This window comes from Candidatus Dormiibacterota bacterium (genome assembly GCA_035544955.1).
Classification (GTDB): Bacteria; Chloroflexota; Dormibacteria; order CF-121; family CF-121; genus CF-13.
Genome location: DASZZN010000007.1, coordinates 131,185 through 141,550 on the forward strand (window position 1 = coordinate 131,185; position 10,366 = coordinate 141,550).

10 protein-coding genes are annotated in these 10,366 nt (G+C 65.2%); 2 read left to right on the forward strand and 8 right to left on the reverse strand.

The genetic code is table 11. The annotated features are described in order from the left end of the window. Positions 1-238 precede the first annotated feature (238 nt). The 3 genes from VHK65_02060 to VHK65_02070 all read right to left on the reverse strand — a co-directional run bounded on the left by VHK65_02060 (position 239) and on the right by VHK65_02070 (position 3,278). Entirely contained in the window at positions 239-820 is a 582-nt protein-coding gene (locus tag VHK65_02060) for a sigma-70 family RNA polymerase sigma factor (GenBank protein HVS04934.1), read from the reverse strand. Between the two features lie 84 nt (positions 821-904). Next, positions 905-1,723, reverse strand: coding sequence for a formate dehydrogenase accessory sulfurtransferase FdhD (fdhD, locus tag VHK65_02065; GenBank protein ID HVS04935.1), 819 nt, complete (start codon positions 1,721-1,723; stop codon positions 905-907). A 10-nt stretch (positions 1,724-1,733) separates the two neighbouring features. Continuing rightward, a complete protein-coding gene (locus tag VHK65_02070; protein HVS04936.1) occupies positions 1,734-3,278 on the reverse strand; it encodes an ABC transporter substrate-binding protein in 1,545 nt (514 codons plus the stop codon). 18 nt (positions 3,279-3,296) lie between these two features. Here VHK65_02070 and VHK65_02075 point away from each other — a divergent pair, with 18 nt between their 5' ends. After that, entirely contained in the window at positions 3,297-4,868 is a 1,572-nt protein-coding gene (locus VHK65_02075) for a SpoIID/LytB domain-containing protein (GenBank protein HVS04937.1), read from the forward strand. Between the two features lies 1 nt (position 4,869). On the opposite strand, the gene VHK65_02080 is transcribed toward VHK65_02075, so the two are convergent. The 3 genes from VHK65_02080 to VHK65_02090 all read right to left on the reverse strand — a co-directional run bounded on the left by VHK65_02080 (position 4,870) and on the right by VHK65_02090 (position 6,381). Further along, positions 4,870-5,463 carry a hypothetical protein gene (locus tag VHK65_02080; protein ID HVS04938.1) on the reverse strand — a complete coding sequence of 198 codons (594 nt, stop codon included), beginning with the start codon at positions 5,461-5,463 and terminating at the stop codon, positions 4,870-4,872. 94 nt (positions 5,464-5,557) lie between these two features. Then, entirely contained in the window at positions 5,558-5,956 is a 399-nt protein-coding gene (locus VHK65_02085) for a nuclear transport factor 2 family protein (GenBank protein HVS04939.1), read from the reverse strand. 14 nt (positions 5,957-5,970) lie between these two features. Then, the gene (locus VHK65_02090) at positions 5,971-6,381 is read right to left on the reverse strand and encodes a nuclear transport factor 2 family protein (protein HVS04940.1); all 411 of its coding nucleotides are present in this window, start codon (positions 6,379-6,381) and stop codon (positions 5,971-5,973) included. Between the two features lie 125 nt (positions 6,382-6,506). On the opposite strand from VHK65_02090, the gene VHK65_02095 reads away from it, so the two are divergent. Beyond that, positions 6,507-6,938: a DUF3237 family protein gene (locus VHK65_02095; GenBank protein HVS04941.1), complete on the forward strand. Its 432-nt coding sequence runs from the start codon at positions 6,507-6,509 to the stop codon at positions 6,936-6,938. Positions 6,939-6,955: 17 nt separating this feature from the next. On the opposite strand, the gene fxlM is transcribed toward VHK65_02095, so the two are convergent. Together fxlM and VHK65_02105 are read right to left on the reverse strand one after the other, a co-directional pair. Further along, entirely contained in the window at positions 6,956-8,218 is a 1,263-nt protein-coding gene (fxlM, locus tag VHK65_02100; protein HVS04942.1) for a methyltransferase, FxLD system, read from the reverse strand. After that, a partial coding sequence (locus VHK65_02105) for an ATP-dependent Clp protease ATP-binding subunit (GenBank protein ID HVS04943.1) occupies positions 8,187-10,366 on the reverse strand: 2,180 nt, incomplete at its 5' end. The genes VHK65_02105 and fxlM, both read right to left, overlap by 32 nt.

Sequence of the window (10,366 nt, forward strand, 5' to 3'; positions counted from 1 at the left end):
CGGACTTTGGGGAGGCGGTGTCGTCGCGACTCCCGGCAACGCACCGGTCGACTCACCCGCGGGCGTCGGGCCGGTTGAGACGATCTCAGGTGGCGTGCTCGGCCTTTGCATCGCCGCCTTCGGGTTGCTTCCGAAATTTCCCGTGCATCCCGTCCCGAGCAGGCCGAGGATCAGGATTGCGCTCAGAGTGACACGCGTTACCATCAGTACTTGATATAACGCGCCGGCGGGGTTCGGCTTACGCGGCGATCGTGTTGGCGATCCCCTTCGCGAACTCGCCACGCAGCCGTTGCACCGCTCGGTATATCAACAGCTTGGCGGCAGCGGGCGATTTGCCCAGTACCGCACCAACCTCCTCCATCGTCATGTCTTCGGAGAACTTCAAGATCATCGCCGCTCGTTGTTGCGCGGGCAGCCGGTCGACGGCCTGCCAGACGGTCTGGATGCGCTCGCGACCAACGACCTCGTCGAGTGGATCGAGCAGCGGAGAGACGAGGTCACGCTGCTCGTCGAGCGGGAGCGGCAATCGCTTGCTGCGGTAGTGGCTGGCGACAGCGTTGACCGCAATTCGATAGAGCCAGCAGCTGAAGGGACGGCCCTGGTCCTGATAGCCCTTGATGCTCCGGAGCGCGCTGAGAAAGACCTCCGCCGTAATGTCTTCGGCCAGGCCGTCGTCGCGCACCCGGGCCCGGACGAAGCGGTAGATCTGGGGTGCATAGCGGTCGTAGAGCTGGCCGAAGGCGGCGGGATCGGACTTCGCGCGCTCCACGGGATCGCGCCAGAACGCGTCGGGAACGCCGGCGGTGTTGGCTGTGCTCATACTCCGGCACGCTACGGCCCGCCTCCCGACAAGTCGTCACGGAAAGTAGTGAAACTTAAGGGCGCTCGTTGGACCGGGGCGCCGTTACGCCTGGATACGCTGCCGGCCGCTGTAGACGTTCAGACTGCGGCCCCGCAGAAAACCGATCAAGGTCTGATTCGACGCCTGGGCAAGGTCGCGGGCCAGGCTGGACGGGGCTGAGACCGCCACCAGTACCGGGATGCGGGCCTGGAGCGCCTTCTGGACGATCTCAAACGACGTCCGGCCGCTGACCATGAGGATGTGGTGGTCGAGCGGGAGCAGCTGCCGCTCAACCGCGTGGCCGACGATCTTGTCCACGGCGTTGTGCCGTCCGATGTCCTCCCGGACCGCCACCAGATCGCCCATCGCCGTGAAGAGGCCTGCCGCGTGCAGGCCGCCGGTGCGCGCAAAGATCGCCTGCTCCGACCGGAGCCGCGCGTCGAGACCGTAAATGATGTCGCGGTCGATCTTAAGATCCCCGTCCGGCAGCGGCGGCGCCGACTCGTGGATCGCTTCGATGCTACTGACCCCACAGAGTCCGCAGCTGGACGCGGCGAGGAAATTTCGCTGCCAGCGCCGGTCGACGCCGGGCGCATCGGGAGCTAGATCGACGTCGATGACGTTCTCCAGGTCCGGATGTTCGCCATTTGGAACCATCCGCATGCTGGCGACATCGGCGGCCTTCCGGATGATGCCTTCGCCAAAAAGAAAGCCGTATGCCAGCTCGCGCTCGTGCCCTGGCGTCCGCATCATGACCGTCAGCGGGGTGCCGCCAATGCGGATTTCCATCGGCTCCTCGGCGGCGAGCTGGTCGTCGACGCGGACGCCGTCCTCCTCGCCGTAGCGAAGCACCCGCGCACGATGCGAGCTCCGATCCTTCACGGAGCTGATCCTAGCGAACATCCTCCCAGCGGTAGGCCAGCGTACCGCCGCTGAACGGCACCTTCAGTCCTGTTCGAACCAGGTATGGCTCGACGCCGCTGTAGAGGGGAATCAGCCGGTGATCGGCGAGCGCGATAGCTTCGGCCTGCTGATACGCCTTGAGCGCGTCGTCCCACGTTGTCGCGGCTTTCGCCTTCGCCAGGGCGGCATCGATCCGCGGATCGCTCAACCGAAGGTTGTTGAACTGGGCGTTGGAGCCGAGCAGGTTGTCGAGCACATCCGACGCGTAGGGGAAATCGGCGCTCCAGGTATCGATGAAGACGGGCAGCTGGTCGAGCGCGGCGCGGTTGAAGAAATCGCCAGTCGGATGCAGATTGACGGTCCGCCCCGTCGCATTGCTGATCTGATCTTGCAGGTCTTTTGCGACCCGTCCGACGGTCGAATTCGTCGAGAAATAGATCCCGATCTGCGCCGGGAACCCTGCCTGGTCGAGGGCCGTGCGGGCGGCGATCGGGTCGAAGGCCGTTAGCGGCCGATCGAGATGGCCGGCCACGCCGGGCGGAATCAGGTCGGTCGCCGGAGCCGCGAGCATCGACCCGAAGAGCGCGAGATCGGTGAGGCGGCCACGGTCGATCGTCTGCGCCATCGCCATTCGCTCGGGAGGGCCATAGCCGCTGCCGGCGACGGTGTTGAACCCGAGGTACGTGGTGCGCGTGTTCGCGACCTTGTGCAGCTGCGCGAGGCGCTGCGGGTCGCGGGCAAACGCGAGCAGCTGCGGACCGGTGAAGCCGTGGGCGATGTCGACCGCGCCGCTCGTGTATCGATCGAGGCGTTTGGTCGAGTCAGGCTCGATCTCGATGTCGACCTTGCGGACTTGCGGTCGGGGGCCCCAGTAGTCGGCGAACGCACTGAGCTGAAGGCTGTGGCCGCGATCCCACTGATCAAGGTGGTACGGACCACTTCCGGAAGAAACGGCTCCGTTGAGGCCGGGATCGTCCAGCCAGAATGGCGGTAACGCGAGCCGCGTCAGCAGCGAGCTGTCGGGCTGCGGCAGCCGCACCACGAGGGTTCTCTGGCCGATCACCTGCACGCCACTGATCGTGTCTCCTGGGTAGCGCGCCCCGAGCGGCGCGAAGAACGTGGTCAGAGGGCTCGCGGTCTCCGGCGCGAGCGCGCGCTTCCAGGCGGTCAGCGCGTCCTGCGCCTGGACGGTCGTACCCGATTGGTATTTCGCGGCGCGCAAGTGAAAGGTATAGAGACGGCCGGCATCTGCGATCTCCCAACTCTGCGCCAGGGCCGCAACCGGGCGGAGGGTCGCGTCGAGGCGAGTCAGCCCTTGAAAGAGCTCGGCGCCGATTGCCAGCGAGGTGGGATCGTTGATCAAAGCGGGGTCGAGCGTCTGCGCGTCTTCGGCCTCACTCAATTGGAGATGCGAGACGCGACTCGTAGTCGCATGCGAGGTGGAGGCTGACGGCGCAGGCGTGCCCGGCAGGTTGCACGAGCTCAGCAGCAGCGCCAGCGCCAGCCCCACCGCGCAGCTGGCGCGGCCGATCATTTTTCCGATACTAGCAAGATGTCGCGCCGCCACATTGCCCTGCTGATCGCGCTCGTGGCTCTGCTCGGGTGGATTCTGCCGGCGACGCCGGCCAGCGCGGCAGCGGCGGCCACCCTCGTGACCGGGACGGTCATTCCGCACAACCCACCGATGGATGGCGTCGTGCGCCTGGACCTACAGGTACGCAACGACACGACCGGCGCGTGGGCCGCGCCCGACCTCGTTCACCTCACCTGGAAGGGTGCCGATGGCAAATCGGTCGCGTCCGACGCCCGTCCTCTAGGTCAGGCCGTCGCTCCTGCGGCAACGGTGACCCTAACGCTGGTCACGCTCTCGCCCACGGCCGTCGGTGACTTCACCCTCACCGTCGAGCTCGAGACGCGCGGCAGCCGGTTGCCGATCGGAGATCCGACTCCCTTCCACCTCAGCGGTTTCCTGTTCAAAGGCCGTGGCAACGGCCATGGCCTCGGCATGAGCCAGTGGGGCGCACGCGGACGCGCCGCTGCCGGGGACGATTACACAAAGATCCTCGCCGCCTACTACCAGAACAGCCGGATCGATACCCGCGACACATCGGGAATGGTGCGGATCGCGCTCACGCACGGGCCGATCGACCTCGCTCGTCCGTGGCCACGCGTATTCGGCCCCATGCCATTCGTCGCCGAGCCGGTCACGGTCGACGGCTCCCCGCAGCTGTCGGGCGCCGCTGGAGACCTTCTCGGATTCGACACCTCGCAGAGTGGGCTCCCGGAGGCTTTCCTCCAGTCGCCCGACGGCACTCGTGGGGCATCGGTCTCCTTCAACCACCCGCTCGTCATCCACAGCACTGGTGCAGCCGGGATCCGGACGAACATCCTGCAAACGATGGGCGGCGATTTCCGGACGGGTGCTGAGCAGTGGCGATACAGCGGCGAGCTGCGCCTCATTCCGAAAGGCGCCGGGTCGGTGCTGCCGGTCAACGTCCTGCCGATGGAGGACTACCTCAAGGGCGTCGTTCCCGCCGAGATGCCACCGTACTGGGGTGTCGAGGCCCTCAAGGCGCAAGCGATCGCCGCGCGCACCTATGCGATGCGCAGGATCTCGGGGGGCGGAGACTTCGACCTCGAGGGCAACCAGTTCGACCAGGCCTATAGCGGACTGACCGAGCAGGTCAAGGCGAGCAGCGACGCGGTCGATGCGACCAAGGGCCAGGTGCTCACCTACAGCGGCCAGCTGCTCAGCGCCCTCTACATGGCGTCGGGTGGCGGTCACACCGAGAACAGCGAGTACGGCTTCATTCACTGGAACCACGGGCTGAAGCCGGCGGTCACCCTGCCCTATCTGCGCGGCATCGCGGATCCGCTCGACCGGGCAGCCTCATGGCAGGTGGGTCCGTTTTCTGCCACCGACGCCGCGCAGATCCTGCGTGATAACGACGAGGACCTGGGCGGCCGGCTGGTCGGGATCGACATCCTGCAAAAGGGCCCTTCCGGGCGCGTGCTGGGAGTTCGCCTGCGTGGAAGCAGCAAGACCGATGAGGTCAGCGGCCCGGTGCTGCGCTCCTGGTTCGGGCTTCCCGACACGCTCGTGGAGATCGTGGGCGGCGGTTAGGTTACGCGACCCGCTTTTGGTCTGACCCCGCGGCCTGTTGCGCTTGCGCCCGCCGGTGTTGGCGGATGCTGTACATCGACAGCAGTGATCGGAGCAGCCACGCCAGCACGATGATGCGGAGAAAGGCGAATGAGCCTACCGCAAAGAACGCGATCGTGTAGAGGGTGTAGATGGCGATGGCGATCACCAGGGCCAGGATCTCACCGCGCCGCACAAAGTAGGCGAGCGTCAGGAAGGACGCGCCGACGCCCACGGCCCACCATCCGAAAAGGCCACTCAGATCATCCATGTACCCCAGGGCGGTGGCCATTCCGAGAACGATGTACATGCTGCCGACGAACGCCAGCCAATGCCATGCCTTTTTGACTTCTTTCTCTGCCTTCTGAACGTCGGCGGGCAGAAGCGGCCGGGCAGTGCCCGGGCTGGCCGCCCAACTACCGGCCGAAGAGGCCAGCTCGGCCGGACCCGCCGCGTCCTTGGGCGCCTGCCAAACCTGCGGTTGATTCACGGGGGCGATGGACCCGACGACCGCGCACATGTCGCAGGTCTTGCTCCCGATGGGAATGGCGCAGCCGCATCGCTTGCAGACGGCCATGGACCTATATCGGGCGCAGCGAGCCGAACCTCCGTGACGATCGTGCAACAAAGGCCCGCCGGCATCCGCCGGCGGGCTATTTGTGGACCCCTTGCTATCCGCCGAGCAGTTTTTTCAACTGCGCCGGATCGCCGCCGGTACCCCAAAGTTCGACGATCTGGCCCTGGTCATTGATGTGGGCGACCTGCACGAGCTTTTCCTGAATCGTCTGGCCCTTCAACCGCATCGTCATGTTGAGCAAGGCAACGACGTGATCGTCATCCGCCAGGATGGCATGCGGCTCCAGCTTGAGGTCGTCGAGGGCTTCACGCTGCTTTTGCAGCGTCGCTCGAATGGCGTCGGCGCCCCTGATGTCGCCCCAGATGACGCTATGCCATACGGCGTCCGGCGCATAGTTGCCGGCTTGCGCATTGCCACGATTGACCTCTTCGTAGGCCTTGCGGGCCAAATCAATCTTCTGTTGCGGTGTCAGCTTCGTGCGAGCGTCAGCCATACCTACCTCCTTGTTCAGCCCTCGACGGCGTTTTTCGCCAGTTCGGTGTCGGCGATGAGCCAGGCCTCGGTCGCCTTGCCCTGGTCGTTGACGTGGAAGATGTAGACGAGCTGGTCCTGGTACGACTTGCCATTCCGTTTGAACGAGCTGTTCACCAGCGCGACGACGTGCTTGTCGTTGGCGATGAAGTCGTGGAAGTCGAGTGTGATGTCCTGCAACTCCTGCGGATACCGGGCAATCGCCCCGATGGCCGCGTCTTTCCCTTTGAAATCGCCACCGAATACGCTGCCGCGTGCGTGCCAGACGAAGTTGTCGGTCCACGAATCGCTCAGGGCCTTCATATCACCCCGGTTGAACGCGTCGAACGCACCGCGAACGACCTGGATCTTCTGGTCGAGGCTGAGCTTCGTTCCGGCTTCTGCCATTTGCGCCCTCCTTTGAGCCCGTTTGGGCTCGACCCGGCCAGCGGGCCGGGATGACCACTCCTCAGAGCCGACTATAAACTGGCTGCCAGGCCTGTCAAGACAAGGTCATTTCCGAGGAGGGTGGAATGAAACTGTCTCCGATCTGCGAGATGACGATGCACTACACCTGGACTGATTTTGTCGACTACGGCGTCGGCGGCCAGTACGTGGGGATGCTGGAGGGCACGGTCACGGGTGACCGGCTGCGCGGCACGCTCAAATCCGTCAACGTCCCGGCGAAGCGCCCGGACAACGTCAACTGCCCCGCCTTCCGCGGCATCATCGCTACCGACGATGGGGCCAAGATCTACTTCGAGTTCAACGGCATCGCCCTGCTTCGACCGGAAGACAAGGCGCGGGTCTTCACGACCTCACTGTCGCTGAGGACGGGGGACGCCCGCTACGCCTGGGTCAACGATACGATCGGCGCCGTCGAGGGCATCCTCAACACGACGACCGAGCAGGCCCTCGTACGGGCCTTTGCGTGCGAGAACGAACTGGCGACCGCTCCCGTTTAAGGACGTCGCCAACCGGTTCAGGCTCGCGCGACCACCAGGGTCGTCCAGCGCTTCTCCAGCACCCGGGCGCCCTGTGGCGCCGGAACGCGCTGGCCTTTCGGATATGCGGAGATCCGCAGGGCGTCGGTTCGGGGCCGACCGGCCCGATCCCATGCAAGCAGGTAAGTCCGCATTCGTTCCACGAGCTCGGACTCGCCGCGAAGACTCACGATCGAGAGTGGCACCGGCGTCTCCCCATCCCCGATCCACGCGTCCCGTGAACGGGAGAGCGCGACCAGTCCTTTCTCGCCGAGTAAGGCCCGGGTCAACCGCTGCTTCTTGTCGCCCGCGGGCCATTCAATGAGGAGCGGGACCGCGCTTCGGTCAACGTCGGAGGCGTTCGCGTAGATGCTCAACAGGCAGGAGGCGGAATCTTGCAGGGCCAACCACAGGCTGAGGCTTCCAAATGCCTCTCGGCGTGTTGCCGTGAGGCCGGCCGGCATCTCAACGGGCGAGGCGCTCAACGCCTCGGTCAGGGCATCCGCATCGATCGGGCGATCACCATCCGCGAGAAGGAATGGCCCCGGAGTCGGTCCCAGGGGGATGACGCGCTCGGGTCCAGCAAAGGCGCCGCGCAGGGGCATGAAGCCGCAGTCGGCAACGGACGCGCTCTCGAGATGGTGCTCGTGCCGCTCGAAGGCCACCGACTGCTGAACCTGGCGAAGGCTCAAGGGCAGCACGAGCCGGCCTCCCAGAGCCAGCTGCTCGAACCAGGCCGGCGCGATGTCCCAGGCGCTGGCCGTGATGATGATGCGATCGAATGGCGCTCGCTCCGGGTATCCGTAGCCGCCGTCCGCACAGCGCACCTCAACCCGATCGAAGCCGGTCGTGGCAAGATGCTGCCGCGCCGCGAGCACCAGATCATCATCGATATCGATGGCGACGACCTGGCCGCCCTTGCCGACGATCTCCGCGATGAGCGCCGCGTTGTAGCCGGTCCCGGCGCCAATCTCGAGGACACGATAACCCGGCGCCAGCGCCAGCTGCTCGAGCATGATCGCCATGATCGCCGGCTGCGACGACGAGCTGATCGGCCTCCCGTCCGCGTGCTTGATCGGGAAGGCCCGATCGGTGTAGACGTCCTCGATGCCCACGTCGGGCAGAAAGTCATGCCTCGGCACGGTGCGGAAGGCAGCCTCGACCGCCGCCGTTCGAACATGGCCTCCCGCCTTCATGCGGTCGACTAAACGCTCGCGCAGGTCGGTCGGGCTAGCTTTCGCCCTTGCCTTTCCCGGCGACAGGTTCCTTCGGCGGCTTCTCGGGCTTTTCCGGCTTCTCGGCCTTCGGCTCGCGCTGCTTCTGAATCGGCGTCAGCTTGATCTGACCGTCGGTCAGCTCGACCAGCACGGAGTCGCCGGCGCTGAACTTCGTGGTCAGCAACGTTTCCGAGAGCGGGTCTTCGATGAGCCTCTGGATCACGCGCCGCAGCGGGCGGGCGCCGTAGATCTTGTCGTAGCCTTCCTTGGCCAGGAAATCTTTGGCCTCGGTCGTCACCTCGAGCTTCATCTCGTGCTCCTCGAGGCGCTGCGCCACCTTGATGACCAGCAGGTCGACGATCTGCCGCATCTCGGCGGGCGAGAGTGCCTTGAAGACGACGACCGCATCCACCCGGTTCAAGAATTCGGGCCGGAACGTTTTCTTGAGCTCGTCCATGATCTTCTCGCGCATCTTGCCGTGCTCTTTCTCTTCCTGGCTGGTGCTCGGCATCGAGGGCTGGAAGCCCATCGAGGTCGTCGCCTGCTGCAGGTTGGTGACACCGATGTTCGAGGTCATGATCACGATCGTGTTCGCGAAGTTGACCTGCTTGCCTTTGGCGTCGGCGAGCCGGCCGTCCTCCAGGATCTGGAGCAGCATGTTGAAGACTTCGGGATGCGCCTTTTCGATCTCATCGAACAGGACGACCGAGTAGGGCCGCCGACGGATCGCCTCGGTCAGCTGGCCGCCCTCGTCGTAGCCGACGTAGCCGGGCGGTGAACCGACCAGCCGCGCGGTCGAGTGGCGCTCCATTAACTCCGACATGTCCAGGCGGACGATCGCGTCCTCGTTATCGAAGAGGAATCGAGCCAGCTGCCGGGCTAGTTCCGTCTTGCCGACGCCGGTCGGCCCGAGGAAGATGAACGAACCGATCGGACGACGCGCATCCTTGAGGCCGGCGCGTGCCCGGCGCACCGCCTGGGAGATGACCTTGACGGCATCGTCCTGGCCGATCAGGCGGGCGTGGATGTCATCCTCCATGCGGAGGAGCCGGGTCGACTCTTCTTCCACGAGGCGGGACACGGGCACGCCGGTCCAGGAGCTAACGATCTCGGCGATGTGCTCCTCGTTGACCTCCGGGACGGTGGCGCCGAGCTTGTCGCGCCACTCCATCTCTTCCTTGACGTACTTGTCCTTGAGCTTTTTCTCCTTGTCGCGGAAGGAGGCAGCGGTCTCGTAGTCCTGGTTGGCGATCGCCTCTTCCTTCTTGATCTGAAGGTCGCGGATCTCCTTCTGCATCGTCTTGAGATCGGGGGGTGTCGTGGTCAGCTTCATCCGGACGCGGGCGGACGCCTCGTCCATGAGGTCGATCGCTTTGTCCGGCAACGAGCGGTCCGACACGTAGCGCACCGAGAGCTCGGCCGCCGCCTTGATCGCCTTGTCTGTCACCGTGACGCGGTGATGTTTCTCGTAGAGGGCTTTAACGCCGTGCAGGATCGAGATGGTCTCGATCAGCGACGGCTCATCGACGAAGACCGGCTGGAAGCGGCGCTCGAGGGCCGCGTCCTTCTCGATGTATTTGCGGTACTCGTTCAGCGTGGTTGCCCCGATGCACTGGATCTCGCCGCGCGCCAGGGCGGGCTTGAGGATGTTGGCGGCATCGATCGCGCCTTCAGCCGCGCCCGCTCCAACCAACGTGTGAAGCTCATCGATGAAGAGCACCACTTCGCGACTGGAGCGGATCTCATCGAGGATCTTCTTCAAGCGCTCCTCGAACTCGCCGCGGTACTTGGTGCCGGCGACCAGCGCGCCCATATCGAGGGTCAGCACCCGCTTGCCACGCAATGACTCCGGGATGTTGCCGAGCACGATCTGCTGGGCCAGGCCCTCGGCGATCGCGGTCTTGCCGACTCCTGGCTCGCCGATCAGTGCCGGGTTGTTCTTGGTCCGGCGGGACAGGATCTGCACCACCCGTTCGATCTCGGTCTCGCGGCCAATCACCGGGTCGAGTGTGTTCTTCGCCGCCAGGTCGGTGAGGTCGCGGCAGAACTGGTCTAGCAACGGGGTCTTCGATGGCTTCTTCGCCGTGGCTGCCTCTTCGTCGAGGCCGCTCTCGTGGAGCAGGCGGTCGATCTCGCCGCGGACCTTCTCCAGGTTCGCGCCGAGGTCCTCGAGGACGTGGGCGGCGATGCCTT

Coding starts and splice junctions, on each gene's coding strand:
- VHK65_02060 (HVS04934.1), bottom strand. CDS start 820: ATGAGCACAGCCAACACCGCCGGCGTTCCCGACGCGTTCTGGCGCGAT.
- VHK65_02070 (HVS04936.1), bottom strand. CDS start 3,278: ATGATCGGCCGCGCCAGCTGCGCGGTGGGGCTGGCGCTGGCGCTGCTG.
- VHK65_02075 (HVS04937.1), top strand. CDS start 3,297: ATGTCGCGCCGCCACATTGCCCTGCTGATCGCGCTCGTGGCTCTGCTC.
- VHK65_02080 (HVS04938.1), bottom strand. CDS start 5,463: ATGGCCGTCTGCAAGCGATGCGGCTGCGCCATTCCCATCGGGAGCAAG.
- VHK65_02085 (HVS04939.1), bottom strand. CDS start 5,956: ATGGCTGACGCTCGCACGAAGCTGACACCGCAACAGAAGATTGATTTG.
- VHK65_02090 (HVS04940.1), bottom strand. CDS start 6,381: ATGGCAGAAGCCGGAACGAAGCTCAGCCTCGACCAGAAGATCCAGGTC.
- VHK65_02095 (HVS04941.1), top strand. CDS start 6,507: ATGAAACTGTCTCCGATCTGCGAGATGACGATGCACTACACCTGGACT.